This window comes from Pseudomonas sp. SJZ103, from assembly GCF_007828335.1.
In the GTDB taxonomy this organism is placed as follows: domain Bacteria; phylum Pseudomonadota; class Gammaproteobacteria; order Pseudomonadales; family Pseudomonadaceae; genus Aquipseudomonas.
The window spans coordinates 328,050-354,545 of sequence record NZ_VIUN01000001.1 but is presented as its reverse complement, the minus strand read 5'-3'; the positions used below and the strand labels follow the sequence as shown (position 1 = coordinate 354,545).

24 protein-coding genes and 1 other RNA gene are annotated in these 26,496 nt (G+C 60.9%); 5 read left to right on the top strand and 20 right to left on the bottom strand.

The features are described 5' to 3' along the window. Positions 1-15: 15 nt before the first annotated feature. Positions 16-1,509, top strand: a complete 1,494-nt coding sequence (locus FBY10_RS01850; RefSeq protein WP_145335301.1) for a sensor domain-containing diguanylate cyclase — start codon at positions 16-18, stop codon at positions 1,507-1,509. Between the two features lie 113 nt (positions 1,510-1,622). Here the strand turns inward: FBY10_RS01850 and lpxC are convergent, their stop codons facing one another. The 18 genes from lpxC to rsmI form a co-directional block, all read right to left on the bottom strand. After that, positions 1,623-2,534 carry a UDP-3-O-acyl-N-acetylglucosamine deacetylase gene (gene lpxC, locus FBY10_RS01845; RefSeq protein WP_003171886.1) on the bottom strand — a complete coding sequence of 304 codons (912 nt, stop codon included), beginning with the start codon at positions 2,532-2,534 and terminating at the stop codon, positions 1,623-1,625. Positions 2,535-2,646: 112 nt separating this feature from the next. Continuing rightward, positions 2,647-3,843 (bottom strand): cell division protein FtsZ, encoded by a 1,197-nt coding sequence (ftsZ, locus tag FBY10_RS01840; protein ID WP_053131424.1) that lies wholly within the window; start codon positions 3,841-3,843, stop codon positions 2,647-2,649. 74 nt (positions 3,844-3,917) lie between these two features. Continuing rightward, complete coding sequence (gene ftsA / locus FBY10_RS01835) at positions 3,918-5,180, bottom strand: cell division protein FtsA (RefSeq protein ID WP_027604757.1); 1,263 nt, start codon at positions 5,178-5,180, stop codon at positions 3,918-3,920. 15 nt (positions 5,181-5,195) lie between these two features. Then, complete coding sequence (locus tag FBY10_RS01830) at positions 5,196-6,065, bottom strand: cell division protein FtsQ/DivIB (protein ID WP_131698380.1); 870 nt, start codon at positions 6,063-6,065, stop codon at positions 5,196-5,198. Between the two features lie 4 nt (positions 6,066-6,069). Next, positions 6,070-7,026, bottom strand: coding sequence for a D-alanine--D-alanine ligase (locus FBY10_RS01825; protein ID WP_145335303.1), 957 nt, complete (start codon positions 7,024-7,026; stop codon positions 6,070-6,072). Further along, complete coding sequence (gene murC / locus FBY10_RS01820) at positions 7,023-8,468, bottom strand: UDP-N-acetylmuramate--L-alanine ligase (protein ID WP_131698381.1); 1,446 nt, start codon at positions 8,466-8,468, stop codon at positions 7,023-7,025. The genes FBY10_RS01825 and murC overlap by 4 nt, the downstream gene beginning before the upstream one ends. After that, complete coding sequence (gene murG / locus FBY10_RS01815; RefSeq protein ID WP_131698382.1) at positions 8,461-9,531, bottom strand: undecaprenyldiphospho-muramoylpentapeptide beta-N-acetylglucosaminyltransferase; 1,071 nt, start codon at positions 9,529-9,531, stop codon at positions 8,461-8,463. The genes murC and murG overlap by 8 nt, the downstream gene beginning before the upstream one ends. Beyond that, positions 9,521-10,744 (bottom strand): putative lipid II flippase FtsW, encoded by a 1,224-nt coding sequence (gene ftsW, locus FBY10_RS01810; protein WP_053131437.1) that lies wholly within the window; start codon positions 10,742-10,744, stop codon positions 9,521-9,523. The genes murG and ftsW overlap by 11 nt, the downstream gene beginning before the upstream one ends. Beyond that, positions 10,741-12,087 carry a UDP-N-acetylmuramoyl-L-alanine--D-glutamate ligase gene (murD, locus tag FBY10_RS01805; RefSeq protein WP_145335305.1) on the bottom strand — a complete coding sequence of 449 codons (1,347 nt, stop codon included), beginning with the start codon at positions 12,085-12,087 and terminating at the stop codon, positions 10,741-10,743. The genes ftsW and murD overlap by 4 nt, the downstream gene beginning before the upstream one ends. 6 nt (positions 12,088-12,093) lie before the next feature. Continuing rightward, entirely contained in the window at positions 12,094-13,176 is a 1,083-nt protein-coding gene (gene mraY / locus FBY10_RS01800) for a phospho-N-acetylmuramoyl-pentapeptide-transferase (protein ID WP_003171875.1), read from the bottom strand. Then, complete coding sequence (gene murF / locus FBY10_RS01795; RefSeq protein WP_145335307.1) at positions 13,176-14,546, bottom strand: UDP-N-acetylmuramoyl-tripeptide--D-alanyl-D-alanine ligase; 1,371 nt, start codon at positions 14,544-14,546, stop codon at positions 13,176-13,178. The genes mraY and murF overlap by 1 nt, the downstream gene beginning before the upstream one ends. After that, entirely contained in the window at positions 14,539-16,002 is a 1,464-nt protein-coding gene (gene murE / locus FBY10_RS01790; protein WP_145335309.1) for a UDP-N-acetylmuramoyl-L-alanyl-D-glutamate--2,6-diaminopimelate ligase, read from the bottom strand. The genes murF and murE overlap by 8 nt, the downstream gene beginning before the upstream one ends. After that, positions 16,002-17,744, bottom strand: coding sequence for a penicillin-binding protein 2 (locus FBY10_RS01785; RefSeq protein WP_178116719.1), 1,743 nt, complete (start codon positions 17,742-17,744; stop codon positions 16,002-16,004). The genes murE and FBY10_RS01785 overlap by 1 nt, the downstream gene beginning before the upstream one ends. Further along, positions 17,744-18,037: a cell division protein FtsL gene (gene ftsL / locus FBY10_RS01780; protein WP_003216203.1), complete on the bottom strand. Its 294-nt coding sequence runs from the start codon at positions 18,035-18,037 to the stop codon at positions 17,744-17,746. Before ftsL ends, FBY10_RS01785 begins: the two co-directional genes overlap by 1 nt. Beyond that, positions 18,034-18,981, bottom strand: coding sequence for a 16S rRNA (cytosine(1402)-N(4))-methyltransferase RsmH (gene rsmH, locus FBY10_RS01775; RefSeq protein ID WP_010213048.1), 948 nt, complete (start codon positions 18,979-18,981; stop codon positions 18,034-18,036). The genes ftsL and rsmH overlap by 4 nt, the downstream gene beginning before the upstream one ends. Next, positions 18,978-19,433: a division/cell wall cluster transcriptional repressor MraZ gene (mraZ, locus tag FBY10_RS01770; protein ID WP_003171868.1), complete on the bottom strand. Its 456-nt coding sequence runs from the start codon at positions 19,431-19,433 to the stop codon at positions 18,978-18,980. Before mraZ ends, rsmH begins: the two co-directional genes overlap by 4 nt. A 354-nt stretch (positions 19,434-19,787) precedes the next feature. Then, positions 19,788-20,141, bottom strand: an RNA gene (gene rnpB, locus FBY10_RS01765) — RNase P RNA component class A. A 96-nt stretch (positions 20,142-20,237) separates the two neighbouring features. Next, entirely contained in the window at positions 20,238-21,110 is an 873-nt protein-coding gene (rsmI, locus tag FBY10_RS01760) for a 16S rRNA (cytidine(1402)-2'-O)-methyltransferase (protein ID WP_078731724.1), read from the bottom strand. Positions 21,111-21,319: 209 nt separating this feature from the next. Here rsmI and FBY10_RS01755 point away from each other — a divergent pair, with 209 nt between their 5' ends. The 4 genes from FBY10_RS01755 to FBY10_RS01740 all read left to right on the top strand — a co-directional run bounded on the left by FBY10_RS01755 (position 21,320) and on the right by FBY10_RS01740 (position 24,766). Continuing rightward, entirely contained in the window at positions 21,320-23,131 is a 1,812-nt protein-coding gene (locus FBY10_RS01755; RefSeq protein ID WP_131698387.1) for a penicillin-binding protein activator, read from the top strand. Next, the gene (locus tag FBY10_RS01750) at positions 23,131-23,502 is read left to right on the top strand and encodes a YraN family protein (RefSeq protein WP_074843924.1); all 372 of its coding nucleotides are present in this window, start codon (positions 23,131-23,133) and stop codon (positions 23,500-23,502) included. The genes FBY10_RS01755 and FBY10_RS01750 overlap by 1 nt, the downstream gene beginning before the upstream one ends. A gap of 92 nt (positions 23,503-23,594) precedes the next feature. Continuing rightward, positions 23,595-24,188, top strand: coding sequence for a phosphoheptose isomerase (locus FBY10_RS01745; RefSeq protein ID WP_007904374.1), 594 nt, complete (start codon positions 23,595-23,597; stop codon positions 24,186-24,188). Continuing rightward, positions 24,185-24,766 carry a BON domain-containing protein gene (locus FBY10_RS01740; RefSeq protein WP_027604770.1) on the top strand — a complete coding sequence of 194 codons (582 nt, stop codon included), beginning with the start codon at positions 24,185-24,187 and terminating at the stop codon, positions 24,764-24,766. Before FBY10_RS01745 ends, FBY10_RS01740 begins: the two co-directional genes overlap by 4 nt. 68 nt (positions 24,767-24,834) lie before the next feature. Here FBY10_RS01740 and FBY10_RS01735 read toward each other — a convergent pair whose 3' ends face one another. Continuing rightward, positions 24,835-25,608 (bottom strand): OmpA family protein, encoded by a 774-nt coding sequence (locus FBY10_RS01735; protein WP_131698388.1) that lies wholly within the window; start codon positions 25,606-25,608, stop codon positions 24,835-24,837. 215 nt (positions 25,609-25,823) lie between these two features. After that, positions 25,824-26,468, bottom strand: a complete 645-nt coding sequence (locus FBY10_RS01730) for an MBL fold metallo-hydrolase (RefSeq protein WP_145335313.1) — start codon at positions 26,466-26,468, stop codon at positions 25,824-25,826. Between the last annotated feature and the right edge of the window lie 28 nt (positions 26,469-26,496).

Below are 26,496 nucleotides of genomic sequence, written 5' to 3'. Positions count from 1 at the left end.
GCTGAAGTTTGCCCGATGAGTCCACCCCGCGTTCGAAACCTACCGGCACACCCAGAGCTATTACTGCTTCTGGGCAGTGGCCTTACCGTCGCCCTGATCGTGGTCATCGTCGCGGTGTTGCTGATTCGCGAACACGCCAGCACCCTGCAGGCCGCGACGCGTTCAACCACCAATATTGCCCAGTTGATCAATGCCGACGTGCTGCGTAACGTCGAACTCTACGACCTGGCCCTCAAGGGGTTGATTGCTGCCAGGCAACGTGAGGATCTGTCCCAGGTTTCTGCGAATATCCAGCACCTGGTGCAGTTTGACCTGTCCACCGCCGCGCCTTTCAAAGGTGAAGTGCTGTTGTTGGATGCCAATGGCGCGGTGATCGCCGATTCTTCCACCCTGCAGCCCACCCCGCGCAATTTTGCCAACCGCGATTACTTCCAGGTGCATACCAAGGACGCCCAGGCCGGCTTGTATATCAGCCGGCCGTTCAAGATTCATTGCGACTGCGACCAGGTCTGGCGCATGGCATTCAGCCGGCGTGTGTCGGGGCCTGACGGTGAGTTTGCTGGCGTTGCGGTCGCGACCATGCGCCTGGCGTATTTCGACCAGCTGTTCAACACCGTCACCATCGGCAACAGCAGCAGCGTCAACCTGCTTAATAAAAAAGGCTTTTTATTGGCCCAGCAGCCGCTGCTCGAAAGCGACATGATCGACAAGGACCTGAGCGATCGACCGAATTTCAAGAGGATACTGCATGAAGGCAGTGGCACCTTCCAGGCCATCTCTGCCATCAGCGGCAAGGAGCGTCTGTACACCTTCACCAATGTGGGTGAGCTACCGCTGATTGTGGTGGTGGCACTGTCCAGCCAGGATGTATTCGCCCCTTGGAAACGCGCTGCGCTGCTGACCAGTGGCGCCACCGGCATCCTGTGTATCGGTTTGTTATGGCTGACCTGGATGCTGCGCCGCGAACTGCGACGCCGCTATCGCGCGGAACGTGTGCTGTCAGAACTGGCAGCCATCGACGCGCTGACCGGCTTGGCCAACCGTCGCATCCTGGATGAACGCCTGCGCCTTGAATGGGACCGCGCGCAACGCTCGCTCGAACCACTGACCGTGCTGATGATCGACGTCGACCACTTCAAAGCCTTCAATGACCGCCATGGCCATCACGGTGGAGACGCGGCATTGCGCATTGTGGCTCAGGTGATAGGCGCCAATATCCGCCGCCCGGCTGATCTCGCGGCGCGCTATGGCGGCGAGGAATTCGCGGTGGTGCTGCCCCATACGGACGCGAAGGGTGCCTGGGTCATCGCCGAGCATATCCGCAGCAGCATCGAGCATTTGCCAAGGATGGCCGGGGATGAGCGGCCGATTACGGCGAGCATCGGCATGAGCACCTGGGACAAGCGCAGCCGTATGTCCCTGGAGGCGTTGCTGCTCAGTGCGGACCGGGCGTTGTATGAGGCCAAGCACACGGGGCGCAATCGGATTGTGGATGCCTCGGCAGCCTGAATAGCGCAAGCGGCCCTCGTGGCGAGCGGGCTTGCCCGGCAAGGGAAGTGTCCAGACAATAAAAAAGGCCACCCGAAGGCAGCCTTTAAAAACTAAAGAAAGAGAGTTGTTACTTACACCGCCGCAACGGGACGCATGTAAGAGATCGGTGCGGTGCTGGCATCTTCGAAGGTCACGACTTCCCAAGCGTCTGTCTGCTCAATCAACTTGCGCAGCAGCTGGTTGTTAAGGGCGTGGCCCGACTTGAAGCCTTTGAACTCGCCTATCAGGCTATTGCCCAGCAGGTAGAGGTCACCGATTGCATCGAGGATCTTGTGCTTCACGAATTCGTCTTCATAGCGAAGGCCGTCTTCGTTCAGTACACCATCCGCGTCGACCACAATGGCGTTTTCAACGCTGCCGCCGAGTGCGAGGTTGTGCTTGCGCAGGTACTCGATGTCACTCATGAAACCAAAAGTACGGGCGCGGCTGACTTCTTTTACGAACGAAGTGCTGGAAAAATCCACGCTTGCACTTTGGGTGCGGTCACGGAATACCGGGTGATCGAAATCGATCTCAAAGCTCACTTTAAAGCCTTCGAACGGGACGAAGGTGGCGCGCTTGTCGCCGTCTTCTACTGTCACTTCCCGCAGAATGCGTATGAACTTCTTGGCTGCGTCCTGTTCTTCCAGGCCGGCAGATTGAATCAAGAATACGAAGGGTCCAGCGCTGCCATCCATGATAGGGACTTCGGACGCGGAGAGCTCGACGTAGGCGTTATCGATGCCCAAACCGGCCATGGCCGAGAGCAAGTGCTCCACCGTGTCCACTTTGACGTCACCGTTGACCAACGTGGTCGACATCGTGGTTTCGCCAACATTTTCCGCGCGAGCAGGAATCTGCACCACAGGGTCCAGGTCGGCACGCACAAACACGATGCCGGTATCGACAGGTGCAGGCTTGAGGGTCAGGTATACCTTCTCCCCGGAGTGCAGACCTACACCTGTGGCACGAATAATATTCTTCAGGGTGCGTTGTTTAATCATGGCTTGGACCGCTTCAGCGCAAATTGCGAACTGGTATCAACAAAGGCTGGCGATAATAGCAGACCAGACCTTTGCTGAACACCAATCACCTTCATAGCCCTGATACATTCCATTAATCGGCCTGACGACGCAGGAATGCCGGGATATCCAGATAGTCCAGATCATCTTGCGGATTCGGGCTACGGGACGCCGCAGCACCGGCCTGAGCCTGGTTGCGCATCACGGTCGGACGGTCCAGGTCACGGTAGTTCACCGACGGCAGTTCCTGGCGCGAAGGCGCTGGAGCGGCAGCCGCTTGGCTGGCGTGGCTGGTATGAACGGTATTGTCGATGACCTTCACAGGCTTCTCGATTTTTGCGCCCAGGCCGGTAGCAACCACGGTCACGTGCAGTTCGTCGCGCATGTCCGGGTCGATAACGGTACCGACTTTGACCATGGCGTGCTCGGAAGCGAAGGCTTCGATGATGCTACCCACGTCGGAGTACTCACCCAGGGACAGGTCAGGACCGGCGGTGATATTCACCAGGATGCCGCGTGCGCCTTGCAGGTTCACGTCTTCCAGCAACGGGTTGCGGATGGCCGCTTCGGTGGCTTCGCGTGCACGATTCGGACCGCTGGCGCAGCCAGTGCCCATCATTGCCATGCCCATTTCGCTCATGACAGTACGTACGTCGGCAAAGTCGACGTTGATCATGCCTGGACGCTTGATGATGTCGGAGATACCGCGAACGGCACCGGCCAGTACATCGTCAGCCTTGGCGAACGCGGACAGCAGGCTTGCGTCCTTGCCCAGGATGGTCAGCAGCTTCTCGTTGGGAATGGTGATCAACGAGTCGACGCTTTCAGACAGCAGACGGATACCTTCGTCGGCGATCTGCATGCGCTTGCGGCCTTCGAACGGGAACGGACGAGTCACGACAGCGACCGTCAGAATCCCCATTTCCTTGGCCACTTCGGCAATGATCGGCGCTGCACCGGTACCGGTACCGCCGCCCATGCCAGTGGTGATGAACACCATGTTGGTGCCCTGCAGCACTTCGGCAATACGCTCGCGGTCTTCCAGGGCGGCTTGACGGCCGACTTCCGGATTGGCGCCAGCGCCGAGGCCCTTGGTCACGGCTGTGCCCAATTGCAGGATGGTCCGCGCGCCGATGCTTTTCAGCGCCTGGGCATCAGTGTTGGCGCAGATGAATTCAACGCCTTCAATGTTGCTCTTGACCATATGGTTGACAGCGTTGCCGCCGCCACCGCCGACACCGATCACTTTGATGACCGGGCTGGCGGGGATGTTGTCTACGAGTTCGAACATGTTCCCTCTCCTTTCATTTTCTCTAGTTTTTTCGCCTACTGCTTGTTTCGGTGCTGCGGTGTTGCGGTAAATCTTTAGAAATTGCCTTTTACCCAAGCCTGCAACCGCTCGAACAACGGCGCCTTGGCCTCGTCGTCGCTGCGGTAGCTGTCACGGTTGCTCGGGCCCGACAGGGAAATGCCGTCGGTCTGCTTCTGCAGCCCGTACAACAGCAAGCCCACACCGGTGGAATAAATCGGGTTGCGCACCACGTCGCCCAGGCCTTTCACGCCATGGGGAACACCCAGGCGTACCGGCATGTGGAAGATTTCCTCGGCCAGTTCGACCGCGCCTTCCATCTTCGAGGTGCCACCGGTCAGCACGATGCCGGCCGGGATCAAATCTTCGTAGCCGCTGCGACGCAGTTCAGCCTGGATCAGGGTGAACAGCTCGTCGTAGCGCGGCTCGACCACTTCGGCCAGGGCCTGGCGCGACAGCTCGCGCGGTGGACGGTCGCCCACGCTTGGCACCTTGATGGTTTCACCGGCACCAGCCAGCTTGGCCAGGGCGCAGGCGTAGCGGATCTTGATTTCTTCGGCGTACTGGGTCGGCGTACGCAGCGCCATGGCGATATCGTTGGTGACCTGGTCGCCGGCAATCGGGATCACCGCGGTGTGACGGATCGCACCTTCGGTGAAGATCGCGATGTCGGTGGTGCCGCCGCCGATGTCCACCAGGCAAACGCCCAGTTCTTTTTCGTCGTCGGTCAGTACCGAGTAGGCCGAAGCCAGTTGTTCGAGAATGATGTCGTCGATTTCCAGGCCGCAGCGGCGCACGCATTTTTCAATGTTCTGCGCGGCATTGACGGCACAGGTCACCACGTGGACCTTGGCTTCCAGACGTACGCCCGACATGCCCAGGGGCTCACGAACGCCCTCCTGGTTATCGATCACGTAGTCCTGCGGCAGGGTGTGCAGCACGCGCTGGTCAGCCGGGATCGCCACGGCCTGGGCGGCGTCGAGGACGCGCTCAAGGTCGGCTGCGCTGACTTCACGGTCGCGAATCGCCACGATGCCGTGGGAGTTCAGGCTGCGGATATGGTTGCCCGCCACGCCGACGAACGCCGAGTGAATCCGGCAACCGGCCATCAGCTGCGCTTCTTCGATGGCGCGCTGGATCGATTGCACGGTGGACTCGATGTTGACCACCACGCCCTTCTTCAGGCCACGGGACGGATGCGTGCCAATACCGACGATTTCGATCGTGCCGTCTTCCCCGACCTCGCCTACCAGCGCCACCACCTTGGAGGTGCCGATATCGAGACCGACGATCATTTTGCCGCTTTGCACGTTTGCCATGGGTCCTGCCTCTTCTTAATTCTTCGCGACAGCGGGTTGCGCTGCCGTGGGCGCAGCCGGTTCACGCCAGCCGACGGCAAGGCCGTTGGCGTAACGCAGGTCGACGCTCGCAATGTTCGTAATCTGTTCTTTCAAGGTCTTGTCATAGATGGCGATGAAGCGGCGCATCTTTTCCACCAAGCGGTCGCGTCCCAGCAACAACTGGATGCCCGGGCCGGAACTGCCTGCCCCGGTCGTCAAAAACCAGCTGCCCCGTTCACGCAATTCCAGGCGTGCAATGGAGAAGCCCATTGGCCGCAGCATCTGGCTCAGGGCCTGGTACTGCTGCATCACTTGCTGCTGCGCCCGCTGCGGCCCGAACAGCTGCGGCAGGTGCTCGTAGTTGGCCAGCTCACGCGGGGTGAACGCCTGGCCCTGGTTGTTCAACAGCGCCTCTTCGCCCCAACGGGCCACGGGCAGTTGTTCTTCCAGGCGGATCGTCACCTGGTCCGGCCATACGCGGCGGACTTCGGCGTGGGCGATCCACGGCATCTGTTCCAGCTCCCGGCGCATGCCGGCCAGGTCGATGGTGAAGAAGCTCGCGGCCAGGAACGGACCAATACGCTGCTGCACCGCTTGCTGGCTGATGTAGCTCAAGTCGCCCTGCACGCTGATCTTGGTGATTGGCCGATCGGCATAGGGCAATAGACGCTGTGCACCTTCGTAAGTGCCGAAGCCCAACACCACCAGCAACACCGGCCAGAACAGCGCCTTGAGGAAACCAAAGTTGGCTTTCGGCAGGCGCGCCGACATCGGCTCTTTAGCCACCATTCGACTGGCACCCCGTGGCACCGGCTTGCGGCTCGGTGCTTGTGGGGGCTGATGACGAAGCGATGCGCCTTTCATGTCCTTAGCCTCTTGGCTCAATGCTGGCGGCAAGAATTGCCAGCACCAACTGCTGGAAATCCAGGCCGGCTGCGCGAGCGGCCATAGGTACCAGGCTGTGGTCGGTCATACCCGGCGCAGTGTTGACTTCCAGGAACCAGAAATTCCCTTGGTCATCCTGCATCACGTCTGCCCGTGCCCAACCGGCAATACCCAACGCCTCACAGGCTTTCGCCGTGAGGTCCATCAATTCCTGTTCTTTGGTTGCGTCCAGGCCGCACGGGATCCGGTACTGAGTATCGGAAGCCACGTACTTGGCGTCGTAGTCGTAAAAGGTGTGGGGTGTGCCCAATGCGATAGGCGGCAATACCTGGCCACGCAGGGTGGCGATGGTGTACTCGGGACCCTGGATCCACTGTTCCACCAACACTTGCGAATCGTAGGTACTTGCCGCTTTCCATGCGTCGATCAATTCGGCGGCCGAGTTCACTTTAGCCATGCCGATACTGGAGCCTTCATGGGCTGGTTTGACGATCAAAGGCAGGCCCAGTTCCTTGGCTGCAGAAATACAATCGTCTTCACTGCACAGAACACTGTGACGCGGCGTTGGAATGCCCAGGCTGTGCCACACCTGCTTGGTGCGCAACTTGTCCATGGCCAGTGCCGAAGCAAGAACGCCGCTGCCGGTATAAGGAATACCGGCGCACTCCAACAGGCCCTGCATGCTGCCGTCTTCACCGCCACGGCCGTGCAGAATGATGAAGGCACGGTCGATCTTCTCGGCCTGCAGGCGGGCGAGGAAGTCATCGCCCACGTCGATACCGAACGCATTCACACCGGCGCTTTGCAGCGCTTCGAGCACGGCATTGCCGGACTTGAGCGACACTTCGCGCTCGGCGCTCTTGCCGCCGAACAGCACGGCCACGCGGCCGAAGTCGGCAGGCGTGATGGTGGAGAACAGGGAGCCGTAGTCAGTGGTCATTTCGACTTCCCCTTTTCGGCGGCAAACAGCGAGCTCGCCAATAGTTTAGGGGCAAGGCCACCGATATCACCGGCACCCTGGCACAGCAGGATGTCGCCGGCACGCAGCAGCGGCTTGACGATCGGAGCCAGGTCCACACCGCGCTCGATGTAGATGGGGTCCAACTGGCCGCGCTGGCGAATGCTGTTGCACAGCTTGCGGCTGTCGGCGCCCGGGATCGGTTCTTCACCGGCCGGATAGACTTCCATCAACAGCAGTACGTTGGCATCGGCCAATACATTGACGAAATCGTCGTACAAATCGCGGGTGCGGCTGTAGCGGTGCGGCTGGTAAATCATCACCAGGCGACGCTCCGGCCAACCACCCCGTACGGCCTTGATGACTGCGGCGACTTCGGTCGGGTGGTGGCCGTAGTCGTCCACCAGCATCACGTCACCGCCTTCCACCGGCAGTTGGCCGTAGACCTGGAAGCGCCTGCCGACACCAGCAAAGCGCGACAGGCCTTCGACGATGGCCTCATCGCTGACGCCCTCATCGGAGGCGATGCAGATGGTCGCCAGGGAATTCAACACGTTGTGGTTGCCCGGCATGTTCACCGACACATCCAGCGGCTCACGGTCGGGACGCAGCACGGTGAAGTAGGTCTGCATGCCTTCCTGGCGCACATTGATTGCGCGCACGTCAGCGTCTTCGCTGAAGCCGTAGGTCACGGTCGGACGCTTGACCTGCGGCAGGATTTCACGCACCACCGGGTCGTCCAGGCACACCACGGCCAAACCGTAGAACGGCAGGTTGTGCAGGAACTCGACGAAGGTTTTCTTCAACTTGTTGAAGTCACCGTCGTAGGTAGCCATGTGATCTTCGTCGATGTTGGTGACGACGGCGACCAGCGGTTGCAGGTGCAGGAAGCTGGCGTCGCTTTCATCGGCTTCGGCGATCAGGTAGCGGCTGGTACCGAGCTGGGCATTGGTACCGGCTGCATTCAGGCGGCCACCGATCACGAAGGTCGGGTCCAGGCCACCGGCGGCGAACACCGAAGCGATCAGGCTGGTGGTGGTGGTCTTGCCATGGGTACCGGCGACGGCGATGCCGTGGCGATAGCGCATCAGCTCGGCGAGCATCTCGGCGCGTGGCACCACGGGAATGCGGCGCTCGAGGGCGGTGGCCACTTCCGGGTTGGAGGTGTTCACGGCGCTCGACACCACCAGCACGTCAGCGTCGGCGGCGTTCTCGGCGCGGTGGCCGATAAAGATCTGCGCGCCAAAGGACTTCAGGCGCTCGGTGACCGGCGACTCTTTCAAGTCCGAGCCGGACACCTGGTAGCCCAGGTTCAGCAACACTTCGGCGATACCGCACATGCCCACGCCGCCGATACCGACGAAGTGGATGCGACGGATGCGGCGCATTTCCGGTTGTGGCATGGCTTTCTGATTCTCAACCATGGGCCACCTCCAGGCAGATATCGACCACGGTGCGGGTTGCGTCAGGTTTGGCCAGGCGGCTTGCAGTGCTCGCCATGTTGTTGAGTCGTTCCGGTTGCATCAAAACCTCAGTCAGGCGTGCGGCCAAATCGGCGGCGCCAGTCGTTCTTTGCGGCAGCAGGAAGGCAGCGCCCTCCCCGGCCAAATATTCGGCGTTGCGGGTCTGGTGATCGTCGATGGCGTGGGGCAAAGGCACCAGCAAGGACGGCAGACCGGCGGCGGCCAGTTCACTGACGGTCAGCGCACCCGCGCGACAGACCACCAGGTCGGCCCAGCCATAGGCATGGGCCATGTCTTTGATGAAGGGCTGCACATTGGCCTCCACACCCGCGTCGCGATAACGCGTGGCGGTGACTTCATCGTGGTTCTTGCCGGCCTGGTGGAAAATCTCCGGGCGCAATTCCACAGGGAGTTGCGCCACGGCTTCCGGCAGCAATTTATTCAGCGGCTCGGCGCCCAGGCTTCCGCCCAGGATCAGCAGGTGCGCCTTACGCCCTGCGAGTGCTTCGCGGGCGATGTCCATAAACAGCTCGGTGCGCACCGGGTTGCCGGTGGTACGGCGCTTATCCGACACACTGAAGGTGTTGGGAAACGCTTCACACACCCGCGCAGCCAACGGCACCAGCAAACGGTTGGCGGTACCGGCCACGGCGTTCTGCTCGTGCACGATCACCGGCACGCCAGCAAGTCTGGCGGCGACGCCACCCGGGCCAGTCACATAACCACCGAAGCCGAGCACGCACACCGGCTGCAAGTCACGGATGACCTTGCGCGCCTGCCACACCGCCTTGAGCAACACGAACGGTGCCTTGAGCAGGGACAATTTGCCCTTGCCGCGCAGGCCCGTGACGTTGATCAGATGCAACGGCAGACCGGCATTCGGTACCAACTCGTTTTCGATGCCGCGCGGTGTACCCAGCCAGTGCACGGTGTAGCCACGGTTCTGGAATTCCCGCGCGCACGCCAGGGCCGGGAACACATGGCCCCCGGTGCCGCCGGCCATGATCAGCACGTTAGCGCCCATGGGTCGGCTCCTCGGCGAAGTCGCTTTCGCTGAACTCCATCTCTTCGCTGCCCAGATGGGTTCGACTCTCCCACTCGATGCGCAGCAACAAGCCAAGACAGGCGCAGCAGATCACCAACGAACTGCCGCCGTAACTGAGGAACGGCAAGGTCAGGCCCTTGGTCGGCAGCAGGCCGACGTTCACCCCGATGTTGATCAGGAACTGGCCGATCCACAGGAACGACAAGCCGTACGCCACGTAAGCGGCGAAATACTGTTTGGCCCTTTCGGCCCACAAGCCGATGTACATGCCGCGGACACACACGAATACGAACAGCGCGACGGTGCACAGCGACCCCACCACGCCGAGTTCTTCGGCGAGTACGGAGAACACGAAGTCGGTGTGCGCTTCCGGCAGGTAGAACTGCTTCTGCACGCTGTTGCCCAGGCCGACGCCCAGCCATTCGCCGCGACCGAAGGCGATCAATGCCTGAGTCAATTGGTAGCCGGAGCCGAACTGGTCGGACCAAGGGTCGGTAAAGGTGATCAGACGCGCCATCCGGTAGGGTTGCGCCTGTACCAGGATGGTCACCGCAGCCACCGCCAGCACCACCATCAAGCTGAAGCGGAACAAGCCCACGCCACCGAGGAACAGCATCGCCGCCGCCGCGCCCATCATCACGACGGTCGCGCCGAAGTCGGGTTCCATCAGCAACAGGCCGGCCATGGGCAGCAGCACGATGAATGGCTTGAAGAAGCCCATCCAGCTTTCGCGCACTTCTTTCTGGCGACGCACCAGGTAACCGGCCAGGTAGATCACCACGAAGACCTTGGCGATTTCCGACGGCTGCACGTTGAACGCGCCGAAACCGATCCAGCGCATGGAGCCGTTCACCTCACGGCCGATGCCGGGCAGGATCACCATGATCAGCAAGCCGAACGCGCCGATCAGCATCAGCCAACCCAGGCGCTGCCAGGTGGCAATCGGGATCATCATGGTCACGATGCACGTGCCCAGGCCGATGATCAGGTACACCAGGTGACGGATCATCATGTACAGGGTGTTGCCCGACTGCACGGCGGCCACTTCGGAAGAGGCAGAGGTGATCATCACCAGGCCCAGGCCCAGCAGCGCGAGGCAACCGGCGAGCATTGGGAAATCAAGGTCGATGCCACGCCCGGTGATAATCGGCGACGGGTACGGCTTGATGATGTTTCTGAAATCAATGCTCATGCCAAGCCCTCCACGGCGCGGGCGAACAACTGGCCACGCTCTTCGTAGTTCTTGAACATGTCGAAACTGGCGCACGCCGGCGACAGCAGTACCGCATCGCCTGGTTGGGCCAGGGCTTGGCACTGGGCAATGGCGTCGTCCAGGGAGGTGGCACGCACCTGTGGCACCGCGTCGCCAAGCGCGGCGGCGATCAAATCGGAGTCGCGGCCCATCAACACCACGGCGCGGCAATGCGCAGCCGCCGGTGCCTTGAGGTCTTTGAAATCGGCACCCTTGCCGTCGCCACCGGCGATCAGCACAAGTTTGCCGTCGATATCGGCACCCAGGCCTTCGATGGCGGCCAATGCGGCCCCCACGTTGGTGGCTTTGGAGTCGTTGTAGTAACTGACACCATTAAGGTCGCGTACCCACTGGCAACGATGCTCAAGGCCGCCGAAGGTGCGCAGGCTCGACAGCATGGCGTCGAACGGCAAACCCACGGCATGCCCCAACGCCAACGCGGCCAAGGCGTTGGACTGGTTATGGGCGCCACGAATTTTCAGCTCGCGCACCGGCATCAGGTTCTGGAATTCGAAGGCCAGGTATTTCTCGCCGTTCTCTTCACGAATGCCGAAGGCCTTGAAGTCGGGTTTGCTCAGGCCGAAGGTCCAGCACGGCATGCCATCGCCCATCAGCGGACGGCTCAGCGCGTCCTGGCGATTGACAACAAATTGCTTGGCGCCGCGGAAGATCCGGTGCTTGGCCAAGTGGTACGCCGGCAGGCCGCTGTAGCGGTCCATGTGGTCTTCGCTGACGTTCAACACGGTGGCCACTTCAGCGCCCAGGTCGTGGGTGGTTTCCAGTTGGAAGCTCGACAGCTCCATCACGTACAGCTCGATGTCGTCGCTGAGCAGGTCCAACGCCGGCGTGCCGAGGTTACCGCCCACGGCCACGCGCTTGCCGGCCGCCATCGCCATCTCGCCGACCAGGGTGGTCACGGTACTTTTCGCGTTGGAACCGCTGATGGCCACGATCGGCGCCTTCGCATTACGCGCGAACAGGTCGATGTCGCCGGACAGCTTCACGCCACGCGCCGCAGCGGCTTGCAGGGCCGGAGTCGCCAGGGCCAGGCCGGGGCTCACGTAGAGCTCATCGGCGCGGCACAGAAACTCGACATCCAACTCGCCACAACGCACTTCCACGTGCGGGTAGTCACGGCGCAGCGTGACCAGCTCCGGTGGATTTTCCCGCGTATCGGCCACGGCAAACGACGTGCCCCGGTTCGCCAGGAAGCGAACCAGGGACATGCCGCTCTTGCCGAGGCCGACAACGATGCGGAAGTGGTCTGAAGCGATCAGGGACACTCGTTTCTACCTCAGTTTCAGGGTGGCAAGGCCGACCAGGACCAGAATCACGGTGATGATCCAGAAACGGACAATCACACGCGGCTCAGGCCAGCCCTTGAGTTCAAAGTGGTGGTGAATCGGCGCCATGCGGAACACGCGGCGCCCGGTCAATTTGAAGGACGCCACCTGGATGACCACCGACAGGGTTTCCATCACGAACACACCGCCCATGATGAACAGCACGATTTCCTGGCGAACGATCACCGCGATGGTGCCCAGGGCTGCGCCCAGCGCCAGTGCGCCGACGTCACCCATGAAGACTTGTGCGGGGTAGGTGTTGAACCACAGGAACCCCAGCCCGGCACCGATCAGGGCACCGCAGAACACGATCAGCTCACCCGCGCCCGGCACGTAAGGGATCAGCAGGTACTCAGCGAATTTCACGTTACCCGACAGGTAGCAGAAAATGCCCAGCGCGCCGCCTACCATCACCGTCGGCATGATCGCCAGGCCGTCGAGGCCGTCGGTCAGGTTCACCGCGTTGCTGGAGCCGACGATCACGAAGTAGGTCAGCACCACGAAGCCGATGCCCAGTGGGATGCTGGCGTCCTTGAGCATCGGGATGATCAAGGTGGTTTCCACGGCGCTTGGCGCGGTGGTGTAGAGGAAGATCGCGGCGGCCAGGCCGAACACCGACTGCCAGAAATACTTCCAGCGGCTTGGCAGCCCCTTGGAGTTTTTCTCGATCACTTTGCGGTAGTCATCGACCCAGCCGATGGCGCCGAACAGCAGGGTCACCAGCAACACCACCCACACGTAGCGGTTGTGGAGGTCAGCCCACAGCAAGGTGCTGATACCGATGGACGAGAGGATCAGCGCGCCGCCCATGGTCGGGGTGCCGGACTTGGACAGGTGCGACTGCGGGCCGTCATTACGAACCGATTGACCAATTTGCAGGTTCTGCAGGGTGCGGATCATCCACGGCCCCAAAAACAGCGACAAAGACAGCGCGGTCAGCACACCCAGGATCCCGCGCAGGGTCAGGTACTGAAAGACCGCGAAGCCTTTGTGGAACTGTTGCAGATACTCAGCCAGCAGCAGCAGCATTAATGTTTCTCCGTACTTGAGCCACACAAGGCCGCGACGACGTTTTCCATCACCGCGCTGCGCGATCCCTTGATCAAAATGGTTGTGTGTTTGTCTTGTTCTGCCACGCCCAGCGCCTGGATCAACTCGGCCTGGGTTGCGAAATGTCGCGCACCGGGGCCGAAGGCGCTTACCGCATGGGCCATGTTCGTGCCAACGGCGTAGAGGGCGTCGACTTTGCCTGCGGCATACGCGCCGACTTCGCGGTGGCCTTGTTCAGCCCAGTCGCCCAATTCGCCGATATCACCCAGTACCAGCACCTTGCGACCGTCAAAACCCTTGAGCAGGTCTACAGCGGCATTAATGGAGGATGGGTTGGCGTTGTAGGTGTCATCAATCACACGCATGCCGTTGGTTGCCAACTGCGCCACGGTACGGCCCTTGACCGGTTGCACCGCGCCCAGGCCTGTGGCGATGCCGAACAGCGACACGCCCAAGGCATGGGCGGCAGCGGCGGCGGCCAAGGCATTGGCGACGTTATGGTTGCCCAACAAATTCAGTTGTACGTGTTCGTCACCTTGCGGGGTGTGCAAGGTGAAGGACGGGCAGCCACGGGCATCGACGGTGATGTTGGAGGCATGGAAATCAGCCGCTGCGTTAAGCACGGCAAACGTCAGGACCTTGCGACCGGCGGCGCGTACACGCCAGGTCTCGAAGGCCTTGTCGTCCAGGTTCAAGACTGCGGTGCCCGATGCATCGAGGCCCTCAAGGATCTCGCCCTTGGCTTCGACGATTTTTTCCGGGCCGCCGAACTCGCCAACATGGGCAGTACCGGCGTTGTTGATAATTGCAACGTGGGGCTTGGTCAGCGCCACGGTGTAGGCGATTTCGCCGATGCGCGAAGCCCCCAGTTCGATCACCGCCGCCGTGTGTTCCGGGGCCAGTTCGAGCAGGGTCAGCGGAGCGCCGAAATCATTGTTCAGGTTGCCACGGGTCGCCAACACGGGGCCGCGCGTACGCAGGACACCGGCGAGCAGTTCCTTGACCGTGGTCTTGCCGCTGGAGCCGGTGATGGCGGCAACGGGCTTATCGAAAGCGGCGCGGTTCAGCGCCCCCAATTGGCCGAGGGCCAGGCGAGTATCGGCGACCAGCAGTTGCGGCAAGGTGGAATCGGCCAATTCGCGCTGTACCAAGGCACCTACGGCACCTTTGGCGGCGACTTCGTTCAGGTAGTCGTGACCGTCGAAACGCGGGCCGGCCAGGGCGACAAACAGTTGCCCCGGTTTGATAGCACGGCTGTCGATGCTCACGCCGCTGAAGCTGCAATCGCTCGCCAGTAAGCGTGCCGACAGGGCTTGAGTCAGTTCGCTGAACGTCATCGCCTTAAGCATGGGCGACCTCCCAGGCGGTCAAGGCGTGATCGGCCTCGACCAGATCGGAGAAGGCATGACGCTCGCCGTTGATTTCCTGGTAATCCTCGTGCCCTTTACCGGCCAACACGACCACGTCGTCAGCGCTGGCACTGGCGATCAACTGGGCAATTGCCGCGCCGCGACCGGCAACGAAGGTGACCTTGGACGCGTCTTTGAAGCCGGTTCGGATATCATCGAAAATCCGGCTCGGATCTTCGCTGCGTGGGTTGTCATCGGTGACCACTACACCATCGGCCAGACGCTCGACGATCTCGGCCATCAACGGACGCTTGCCGCGATCACGATCACCACCGCAGCCGAACAGGCAAAGCAATTTGCCCTTGGCGTGAGGGCGCAAGGCTTCGAGGACTTTTTCCAGGGCGTCCGGGGTATGGGCGTAATCGACCACCACCAACGGTTGAGTACCCCCACCCAGGCGCTGCATGCGACCTGCCGGGCCGTCCAGCTTCGGCAGTACCTTGAGGATTTCGTCGAGGGCGTAATCCAGGCCGAGCAACGCGCCGATGGCGGCGAGTACGTTGCTCAGGTTGAAACGCCCGAGCAGGGTGCTGCGCAAGTGGTGCTCGCCCTGAGGCGTCACCAGCGTGGCGCGCACGCCTTCGTCATTGAATTGGGCTTCACGGCAATACAGGTATGCCCTGGAGTCTTCCAAGCTGTAGGTGATCAGGCGCGCTTCGCTGTCTTGGGCGGCCAGTTGGCGACCAAAGGCGTCATCCAGATTGACCACCCGGCACTTGAGGTCATTCCAGGCAAACAGCTTGGCCTTGGCGGCGGCGTACGCCTCCATGGTGCCGTGATAATCCAGGTGATCGCGGGACAGGTTGGTCATCACCGCCACATCAAAGGCCAGGGCGGTGACGCGGCCCTGGTCCAGGCCGTGGGACGACACTTCCATGGCAACCGCCTTGGCACCGGCCTTCTTCAGGTCGGCCAGGGTCGCTTGCACGGCGATAGGGTTCGGCGTGGTGTGCAGGCCGCTTTGCAGCGCGCCATAAAAACCGGTGCCCAGGGTGCCGACAATGCCGCAATGCTGGCCCAGCAGGTCGAGGGCCTGGGCGACCAGTTGGGTCACGCTGGTCTTGCCATTGGTGCCCGTCACGCCCACAAGATTGAGGTGGCGGCTAGGGTCGCCATAAAAGCGCCCGGCAATATCGGACAGCTGCTTGGCCAGACCCTTGACCGGAATCAGCGGCACGTCGGTGATCGGCAGCACGGTGGCGCCTTCCACTTCATACGCCACGGCAGCCGCGCCGCGCTGCAAGGCGTCGGCGATGTGCGCACGGCCATCGTACTTGCCGCCCGGCACCGCCAGGAACAGGTCGCCAGCGCGCACGTTACGGCTGTCCAGGGTCAACTCGCGAATCAGCAGATCGCGGCCGGCGTGGGCAAAAATCTTGTTCAGGCTAAGAGACATCAGCCGCGCCCTCCATTGGCTTTTACTGCAGCGGCCGGTGGTCCGGCATTCGCTTGTTGGGTCGGCGGCAGGTTATCCGGCGTGATGTTCATCAGGCGCAGGGTGCCGGACATCACTTTGCTGAACACCGGCGCCGATACCAGGCCACCGAAGTAACCGGCTTTGCTCGGCTCATCGATCACAACGACGATGGCGTAGCGCGGGTCGCTCATCGGGCCGAAGCCGGCGAACAGCGAGCGGTAGGAGTTTTCGGCATAGCCCTTGGTGCCGACCGACGTTTTACGCGCGGTACCGGACTTGCCCGCCACGTGATACGCCGGCACCTGGGCGCGGAATACACCGCGCGGCGCTTCGATCACTTGTTGCAGCATGCCTTGCATGGTCTTGGCGACGTTTTCAGGGATCACCTGGGTTGCTTTCGGCGCCTCATCGACATGGATCAGGCTCAGCGGCACCATGCGACCGTTGTTGGCCAGCACGGAGAAGGCATGGGCCAGTTGGATCGCGGTCACCGACAGGCCGTAGCCATAGGAAAGCGTGGCGGTCTCGGCTTTTTTCCATTCGCGGTAGTTGGGCAGGTTGCCGACGCGCTCACCTGGAAAATCCAGGCCGGTGGGTTGCCCCAGGCCGATCTTCTGCGCGAGGTGGTAGATGGTTTCACCACCGATATCGAAGGCGACCTTACTCATGCCCACGTTACTGGAGTTGATCAGGATACCTGTCAAATCCAGCACCGGACCTTCAGTACGGGACACGTCACGAATGGTGTATTTACCCAGCTGCAAAGTACCCGGATACACCTCGACCTTGTCGCTGGGCTTCCAGCGACCGGTTTCCAGGGCGGCACTCATGGAGATGGCTTTCATGGTCGAACCCGGCTCGAACACGTCGATCATTGCGCGGTTACGCATCATCGCCGGTTGCAGGTTGCGACGGTTGTTCGGGTTGTAGGTCGGCTGGTTGACCATGGCGAGGATCTCGCCGGTCTTCACGTCCATGATCACAAGGCTACCGGCCTTGGCGCCGTTCTCGATGATCGCGTTACGCAGCTCGCGGTTGGCCAGATATTGCAGGCGCAGGTCAATCGACAACGCCAAGGGCTTACCGGCCTTGGCGTTCTTGGTGACCTGGACATCCTTGATCAGTCTGCCGCGCCGATCCTTGATGACTTGTCGTTTGCCGGGAACCCCGGCGAGCCATTCATCGTAGGCGAGTTCCACGCCTTCACGACCGTGATCATCGATGTCGGTAAAACCCACCATATGGGCAGTGGTTTCACCGGCCGGGTAGAAACGACGGAATTCCTCGATGCCGTAGACACCGGGGACTTTAAGGTCGAGCACTTGCTGGCCTTGCTCGGGGGTAAGGCCGCGAACGAGGTAGATAAATTCTTTATTTGCCTGGGCTTCAAGGCGCTCGGCCAAGGCTTTCGGGTCCTGGCCCAGGGCGGCAGCCAGTTGCGGCCACCTGTCCTTGGCAACCTGCAATTCCTTGGCGTTGGCCCACAGGGTGGTCACCGGCGTACTCACCGCCAACGGCTCGCCGTTACGGTCGGTGATCAGGCCGCGGTGCGCAGGGATCGGAATATGACGCAGGCTACGGGCATCGCCCTGGCCGATCAGGAAGTCACGATCGACCACTTGCAGGTCGATGATCCGCCAGGTAATCGCCCCCACCATCAATGCCAGCAAGCCGAGCATCAGGCGGAAGCGCCATGGGTAGAGTGCACCTTCAAGTTTCATCATGGCGCCACCATGCGAACTTCGGCCGCGCCCGGGATGTGCATTTTCAGCTGTTCGGTGGCCAGCACTTCGATACGGCTATGGGCCGTCCAGGTGCTTTGCTCGAGGATCAACCGGCCCCACTCCGCCTGCGCTTTGTCACGCACGCTCAATTCCCCATAGAGGGTATTGAGCAGTTGACGGTTGTAGTGGGCGCTGTAGGACACCGCAATTGCGGACACCAGCACGCCGACAAACAGCAGCAACATAAAGAAGCTGCCGCCCGGGAGGGGCTTGGCGAAAAGCTTGCTCACCGCAGCTTCTCCGCAACGCGCATGACGGCGCTACGGGAACGTGGGTTGGCCTTGAGTTCGGCTTCGGAAGCGAACTGCGCTTTGCCATGGATTTTGATTTTCGGCACAAAGGCTTCGAAACGTACCGGCAGGTTGCGCGGCAGGTTATCGGACTCGCCCTTGACCAGGCGGCGCATGAACAGCTTGACGATGCGATCTTCCAGGGAGTGGAAACTGATCACCACCAGGCGACCGCCCACTTCCAGCGCCTCAAGGGCAGCCTCAAGGCCAGCCTCCAGGTCGCCCAATTCGTTGTTGACGTGAATACGCAGGCCCTGGAACGCACGGGTCGCCGGGTTTTTGCCCTTTTCCCACGCTGGGTTGGCGACTTTAAGCACTTCGGCCAGGTCGGCGGTGCGCTCGAACGGCTGGATTTCGCGGCGCTCCACCACGGCACGGGCCATGCGGCCGGCGAAGCGTTCTTCACCGTATTCCTTGAACACGCGGGCAATTTCTTCCACCGGCGCGGTGGCAATGAACTGCGCGGCACTGACGCCACGGGTCGGGTCCATGCGCATGTCGAGGGGGCCGTCGTTCATGAAGCTGAACCCGCGCTCCGGGTCATCGAGCTGCGGCGAAGACACGCCCAGGTCGAGCAAAACCCCGGCCACCTTGCCCGCCATGCCGCGCTCGGCGACTTCGGCACCCAGCTCGGCAAAGCTGCGCTGCACAACGACAAAGCGGCCGTCTTCGGCCGCTAGCGCTTGCCCGGTGGCAATCGCTTGGGGGTCTTTGTCAAACCCGAGGAGCTTGCCGTCGGGCCCGAGCTGGCTGAGTATCAACCGGCTATGCCCGCCCCTGCCGAAGGTACCGTCCAAATAGCAGCCATCCGCGCGTACGGCGAGAGCCTCAACGGCTTCGTCAAGCAGTACGGTGATGTGGTTAAAGCCGCTATCAATAGTCACAGGATCAAATCACGCAGTTCATCAGGCATGGCGCCCGGTTGTTGAATAGCAGCCAGGTCAGCTGCAGAAACAGCATCCCAGGCATCTTCGTCCCACAATTGGAACTTGTTCAGTTGGCCGACCAGCATCGCGCGCTTATCCAGCTTGGCGTACTCGCGCAAGCGCGGGGGCACCAGGAAACGACCACTGCCATCGAGCTCGAGGTCGACGGCATTACCAATCAGCAAACGCTGCAGGCGGCGGTTTTCTTCACGCAATGAAGGCAGGGCACGCAACTTGGTCTCAATCAACTCCCACTCATCGAGGGGGTAAACACATAAACAAGGGTCAACGGCATCAATGGTGATGATCAACTGCCCGGAACTTCGCGAAATCAGCTCGTCACGATACCGGCTCGGCATGGCGAGACGGCCTTTTGCATCGAGACTGATAGCGTTAGCTCCGCGAAACACAGATGCGTTTCTCCAAATTTTAGCGTTTTACGTTCAAAAAACCCACTTTGTGCCACTTTCCGCCACTTGCGCACACTATAGGAATGCGCCCACCACACCGTCAAGGCGCGGATTCAAGGAAAAGCCTTACAGATCGGAGATTTAGGAGCGTAAAAGGAGGAGAAACCAGAGTTCGGCGGTGTTTTTGGCTCGATAAGCACAAATAGCTCAAAGAGCTACAGCTCAAAGTTAAAGTAATTTATTAAGAGTAAGATTTTTTTGGTATTACGAAGATGCATCTGCCAATGATTTGGCAGGGAGGGTTTCTTGCGTTACTACCGGTTTTCTGTCCGAGATTCGCACAGAAGGAAAAAGGTGGAGAGTCGATCTATAAGCCGGGTTCTGTCTTGAACAGTCATTCGTCTACGATGGCCATCACTGGACATCTTTAGCAACCTACCCGGTCCCAGCGCGGGCCACGCCTTGGGACCCTATTTGGTCTTGCTCCAAGTGGGGTTTACCTAGCCACGAACTGTTGCCAGTCGTGCGGTGCGCTCTTACCGCACCTTTTCACCCTTACCGGCACCGAAATGCTTAGGCGGTTATTTTCTGTGGCACTTTCCGTAGGCTCACGCCCCCCAGGCATTACCTGGCACTTCGCCCTATGGAGCCCGGACTTTCCTCCCCCCCCTAATTTTCATAGAGGGCAGCGACTGTCCAATCGACTCTCCGCCGCGCAGGTTAACGGCACGGCGGCCTCAGGACAAGTATTAAAAGTGCAGCATTGCCATCACGTTCGGACGGAATACCGGTTTAACCCCGGAACTATTCGGCTTTCTGTTTATCCAGCGCAACTTGATACAGCACATTCTTGCGTACACCGGTAATTTCCGCCGCCAACGCCGCCGCGCGCTTGAGGGGCATCTCCTTGAGCAACAGGTCGAGGACACGCATGGCCTCGCTGCCGACTGCGTCTTCCGCCTCCGGTGCTGTCCAGCCTGCCACCAGCACCACGCACTCTCCACGCTGCTGATTGCTGTCGCCTTCGACAAACGCGCGCAGTTCTTCCAGCGGCAAGCCCTTGAGGGTTTCGAACGTCTTGGTCAGTTCACGCGCCAGCAACGCAAGACGCTCGCCACCAAACACCAGCTCCATGTCCTGCAGGCATTCGAGGATACGGTGCGGGGCTTCGTAGAAGATCAGGGTGCGCGGTTCTTCCTTTACCGCCTGGAGACGGGCACGGCGCCCCACCGCCTTGGCCGGCAGGAAACCTTCGAAGATAAAGCGATCCGAGGGCAGGCCCGCCGCCGACAACGCCGCTATCAGCGCGCACGCCCCGGGAACAGGTACTACATTGATACCTGCGGCCCGCGCCTGGCGAACCAGGTGATAGCCCGGATCGGAGATCAGCGGCGTACCCGCATCGGAGATCAGTGCGACATCGTCACCGGCCAACAGGCGGACAATAAAGCGGCTGCCTTCTTCGCGCTCATTGTGTTCGTGGCAGGCCGCCAGTGGTGTGCTGATACCAAAATGCTGCATCAAGCGCTGGGAGTGCCGGGTGTCTTCGGCCGCGATCAATTTAACCTCGCGCAACACTTTCAGTGCTCGGGCACTGATGTCGTCCAGGTTGCCAATGGGCGTCGCCACGACAAAAAGCGAGCCTGCAGTGGAATTCAAAGGACCTGGAGCAGTCAAAGCGCACACCTCGATGGTTGGCAAAAGCCATATTGTAGCGCGTAGGCGCCTTGAAAATATGCCATCACGGCCGATGCCTTTTCTGCCATCAATTGCCAACAGCAACATTTGCACGACCTAAATCAAAGGTTTCACGCCAGTAACATCGCGCCTGGGCCAGTGCTTGGGTACAATTCCACGCTAATTTGATCGGTATCAGGAACACTTACATGATCGCTTGCCTGCGGCTGCTCTCCGCCCTCTGCCTCGCTGCCTTACTGGCCGCTTGCGCCAGCTCGCCCTCGTCCAGCCTTGGCGACCTTCCACGGACCCCGGACGCCAGTATCGAGCAACTGCTCGAACAGGCCACCACCGCCAAGACACCAGAAAAGGCCGCATTGCTGCGCCTGAGTGCGGCAGACATGGCCTACCGCCAGAACAACCCCGGCCGCTCGTCGCAGATTCTTGCGCAAGTGTCCCTGGATGTCCTCAAGCCAGCCGCGCAAGTCTTTGCCAGCACCCTGGCCGCCGAATTGGCCATGACGCGCAACCAGCCCAAGGCCGCGTTGACCGCCTTGAACCATCCGAGCCTGCAAAGCCTGAAGGAGCTGCCGACCGAACAGCAGATCCGCACCGGCACCGTGCACGCCCGCGCTTATGAAGCCGATGGCCAGACCCTGGCCGCTGCTCGCGAGCGCGTTGCCATGGCGTCACTGCTCAGCGGCGATGCGGCTAAAAGCAATCACGACGCCATCTGGACCTTGATTGCCGCACTGCCTGCAGAACAACTGCAAGCCAGCGGCAACCCGACCCTGGACGGCTGGATCACCCTGGCCCAGGCGGTCAAGGGCGCCGGTACGCTCGAGCAACAACAGGCCGCTATCGACACCTGGCGCGCACAGAACCCAGGCCACCCGGCCGCCGTGCAACTGCCAACCCCGCTGACCAAGCTCAAGGAGCTGGCCAGCCAGCCCTTGAACAAGATCGCCCTGCTACTGCCGCAGGAAGGCCCACTGGCCTCCGTCGGCAAGGCGCTGCGCGAAGGCTTCATGGCGGCGCACTACCAGGCTGAACAAGCCGGGCAGAAGCCACCGGCCATCGAGTTCTATGACAGTTCGCGCCTGACCTCCATCGACGACTTCTACGCCAAGGCCCAGGCCGCCGGCGTGCAACTGGTGGTCGGCCCGCTGGAGAAGCCGCTGGTCAAACAACTCAGTGCGCGCCCTCAATTGCCGATCACCACCCTCGCGCTGAACTACAGCGAAACCGACCAGAGCCCACCGCAACTGTTCCAGTTCGGCCTGGCCGCTGAAGACGAAGCCCGCGAAGTGTCGCGCCGCGCCCGTGCCGATGGCCTGCATCGCGCTGCTGCCATGGTGCCCCGTGGCGAATGGGGCGAGCGTGTCTACAAGGCCTTCCGCCAGGATTGGGAAGCCAACGGTGGCACGGTTGTCGGTGTTGAGTATGTCGACCAGCCGGTCGCCCTCGCCCAGCAAATCGCCGACCTGTTCCAACTGCGTAAAAGCGAAGGTCGCGCCAAGAGCCTGCAAAGCACAGTGGGCACAGACGTAGCGGCACAGCCGTCACGTCGCCAGGACATCGAGTTCATCTTCCTGGCCGTTACCCCGCAGCTGGCCCAGCAGATCAAGCCGACCCTGAACTTCCAGTACGCCGGTGATGTGCCGGTGTACGCCACGTCCCATGTATTCAGCGCCAGCGGCGACAAGAACCAGTACCTGGACATGACCAACGTGATGTTCTGCGAAACCCCTTGGCTGCTCAACACCACTGACCCGCTGCGCAACCAGGTTGCCGCACAATGGCCGCAAGCCAATGGCAGCCTTGGCCGCCTGTACGCGATGGGCGTCGACGCTTACCGCCTGGCACCGCGCCTGGGCCAGTTGAAGGCGCTGCCGGATACACGGGTTGACGGTCTCTCGGGCAACCTGGGCATCAGCACCAACCAGCGCGTCGATCGCCAGATGCCATGGGCGAAGTTCGTCGGTGGCGAGATCCAACGCCTGCCGGACACCCCGCGCTGATGCCGGAGCGGTCCACTGCACAAAGCGGCAAGGATGCCGAGCTTCAAGCGCTGAAACACTTGCAACAACAGGGTCTGCGCCTGCTGGCGCAGAACTGGTTGTGTAAACGCGGCGAGCTTGATCTGGTCATGCTTGACGGCGATACAGTAGTATTCGTCGAAGTCCGCTACAGAAAACACGCACAATGGGGTGGCGCGCTCGCCAGTATCGACGGGCGCAAGCGTCAGAAGCTGATACTCGCTGCGCAGTTTTTCCTGCAAAAAGAGCATCGCTGGGCCGACGCCCCCTGCCGTTTCGATGTAGTTGCCATGGAAAGCACACCGTCTGGTCAAGTTGATCTGAACTGGCTGCAAAATGCCTTCGACAGCTGATTCGCCGGACACCTTCATCACACACTTTTGCTCTTTGCTTTGCGGGCTGCACATTTCTGTGCCAAACAGCCGCGCTACTTAAGGTCACACAGATGGACATGCAATCCCGAATTCGCCAGCTTTTCCAGGCCAGCATCGACACCAAGCAACAGGCGATGGACGTACTTGCACCGCACATCGAGCAAGCCAGTCAGGTCATGGTCAATGCCTTGCTCAACGAGGGCAAAATGCTTTCGTGCGGCAACGGCGGTTCGGCCGGCGATGCCCAGCATTTTTCGTCGGAGTTGCTCAACCGCTTCGAGCGTGAGCGCCCGAGCCTGCCGGCCATCGCCTTGACCACCGATTCGTCGACGATCACCTCGATCGCCAACGACTACAGCTACAACGAAATTTTCTCCAAGCAGATCCGCGCCCTGGGCCAACCAGGCGATGTGCTGCTGGCGATTTCCACCAGCGGCAACTCGGCGAATATTATTCAAGCGATCCAGGCCGCACATGATCGCGAAATGATTGTCGTAGCATTGACCGGACGCGACGGCGGCGGCATGGCCTCGCTGCTGCTGCCCGAAGATGTGGAGATTCGCGTCCCGGCCAATGTCACCGCACGTATTCAGGAAGTCCACCTGCTGGCGATCCACTGCCTGTGCGATCTGATCGACAGCCAACTGTTTGGGAGTGAAGAATGACCGTTAACCGCCTCGGCCTTTTGGCCATTACGTTGTGCCTCGGCATCAGCGGCTGCAGCACGGCAATCACTGCAACACGTGACACCCCTATTCAGGATGACAAGGGCACCCGCACCTTCGGCAGCAAGATTGACGACTCGCTGATCGAAACCAAGGTCGAAGTCAACATTGCCAAAGCCGCCACGGACCTGGGCAACGGTGCTTCACGTATCGTCGTGACCAGCTTCAACGGCGTGGTACTGCTCGCAGGCCAAACGCCACGCGCCGACCTCAAGGCCCAGGCCGAACAAGCCGCCTCGGCCGTACAACGAGTCAAGAAGGTCCACAACGAATTGCAGGTGATGGACCCGATCACCCTATTGGCCATCAGCAACGACGCCCTGCTGACTACCAAGATCAAGGCGCAGATGCTGACCGACAACGCGATTCCCGGCTCGCGGATCAAAGTCGTTACCGATAACGGCATCGTCTACCTGATGGGCCTGCTGACCCAGGCGGAAGCCACGCGCGCAGCCAACCTGGTTCAGGGCGTGTCCGGCGTGCAGAAGATCGTGAAGGTGTTCGAATACATCGATTGATGTAAGCGGCAGCTATAAAAAAGGGCGCCATGCATTCACTGCATGGCGCCCTTTTTAGTGAGCAGCGTTTATTGGTACTGCTGGTACGGGTTGCCCTGGAACTGGTTGTTCTGCTGCGGCACTTGTTGCTGCGCGCCAGGTTGGCCGTACTGCTGGCCCGGGATCGGACCGAGGTTCACTTCTACCCGACGGTTCTGGGCACGGCCATTGACGTCGGCGTTGCTGGCAATCGGGTTATCCGGGCCGGCACCGCGTGCGCTGAGGTTCGCACCATTGACGCCTTGGGAAGTCAGGTAGTTGGCCACGCTCTGGGCACGGCGCTGGGACAGGTCCATATTCAGTTGGCGGCTGCCGGTGCTATCGGTGTAACCCACGATCTGGATGGTGTTCTGGTTGAACTGCTTGAGGGAGTTGGCCAAGTTGTTCAGCGGCTGGTAAAAGCTGCTGGAGATCGCGTCCGAGTTGGTGGCGAAGGTGATGTTACCCGGCATGATCAGCTTGATCTGGTCGCCCTGGCGCTGAACTTCAACCCCGGTATTGGCCATGCTTTCGCGCAGTTTCTTTTCCTGCTGGTCGGCGTAGTAGCCATAGCCCGCGGCGCCGGCACCCGCAACCACTGCGCCAATGAGCGCGCCCTTGCCACGGTTGTTATGGTCGATGGCAGCCCCCGCCAATGCACCGGCCAGGGCACCCAGGCCACCGTACTTGGCGGTCTTGCTCATACCGCTGGATTCATTATTCGCCTGTCCCTGGCTGCTGCCGTCATAAGGATTAGGTGAAGCGCAGCCGGACAACAAGGCTACGGCGGTAGCGACAACAAGCAGACGACGCGGAGTGAACATGAAGGGAGCTCCTACTTTTTGCATTCTGTGGTGCAAAGGACATTGGCAATGGACCCGTGCCGAGTTTGGAACGCGACAAACGGTAAAAATTCCGTGTACACGCCCCGACCTGTAACAAAACGTTCGGGACTTGCGTTGCTACAGAAACCGTAGCAGACACATGCTGAACGCGGCCTGTGTTTTTGCTACAGCGGATTGCCGTTTGAACCATCGCTTCACGCCCGCACAAACGGGTTCTCACGCATCTCGTCACCCAGGCGCGTGTCCGGGCCATGCCCGGTCACCACCGTCGCGCCTTCATCCAGCGTGTAGAGCCGTTGCTTGATCGAACGCACGATCGTCGCCTGGTCCCCGCCCCACAAATCCGTACGCCCTACCCCGCGCCGAAACAGCGTGTCCCCGGCAATCAGTAGTTGGGCATCGGCAAACCAGAAGCTCATCGAGCCTGGCGTATGCCCCGGTGTATGCAGCGCCACACCGCACCCACAGGCCAACTCTTCATCATCGGCCAGCCAGCGATCCGGCGACGGCACCGGAGTGTAGGGCACACCAAACATCTGGCACTGCATCTCCAGATTGTCCCAGAGAAACTGGTCTTCCTTGTGCAGGTGCAGGGTGGCACCGGTCTTCTCCTTCAATTGCCCCGAGGCCAGGAAGTGATCGAGATGGGCATGGGTGTGAATGATGCTCACCACTTTCAGGCCCAGTGCATCGAGACGTGCCAGGATCAATTCATGATTGCCACCCGGGTCGACCACGATGGCCTTTTTGGTGATGGGGTCGCCAATGATCGTGCAGTTGCACTGCAACGGGCCGACCGGGAAGGTTTCGCGGATCAGCGCGGCTTTTTCAATATTCATCGGTGCTCCTGCGGGCTCTATGGCATAT